General features: G+C 75.1%; 1 pseudogene. It reads left to right on the top strand.

What is annotated here, in order from left to right:
- Window positions 1-55 precede the first annotated feature (55 nt).
- Window positions 56-602, top strand: a pseudogene (locus GRC12_RS44910) (hypothetical protein); the annotation flags it as partial.

Below are 602 nucleotides of genomic sequence, written 5' to 3'. Positions count from 1 at the left end.
CGCCGACCCCGTGCGAGCGCTGATGCACCGTCACCGGGACCTGTGCGAAGGAGCCGTGGACCCCCTGGAGATCGCCGCCGGTCTGGAGGCGCACGGCGTCACCGACCGCACCGCGGCCCGCTTCCGCCACCGGGACGTGTTCTCCCTGGCGGAGGAGATGTTCGCCCGCGCCGCCCACAACGAGGACCCAGAGCACCGGCCCACCCCAACCCCCCGGGTACGAGCCGACTGGGTCCTGCTCACCCTCCTGCCGGGCACCGTCGCCACGGCGACCACGGCAGCCCTGCGCCTCACCCACGGCCAGACCCGCCTGGCCCTCGCCGCAGCAGGCATCCTCGCCCTGGCCCTCAGTGCCCGAGCCGCCCTCTCCCGCGGCCCCCTGGCCACAACCCGCACCACCACGGGCGCCTGGACGTACTGGCTCATCGCCTACACCGTCCTCGGCGACGGCCTCCTCCACGCGGCCATCACCGGCGGCCCCGACGCCCCACCGACCACCACCGCCTGGCCCATCACCACGGCCCCCGTCCTCGCCCTCGCCTGGTCAGTGGCCCCCGCGGCCTGGACCACCCACCTCTTCACGACCCGAGCCCACCACAGAC

The sequence above is a fragment of the Streptomyces griseorubiginosus genome, from assembly GCF_017614965.1.
GTDB lineage: Bacteria > Actinomycetota > Actinomycetes > Streptomycetales > Streptomycetaceae > Streptomyces > Streptomyces griseorubiginosus_B.
Note: the sequence above shows the minus strand (reverse complement) of the source record. Positions and strands in the feature narration are given on the sequence as shown.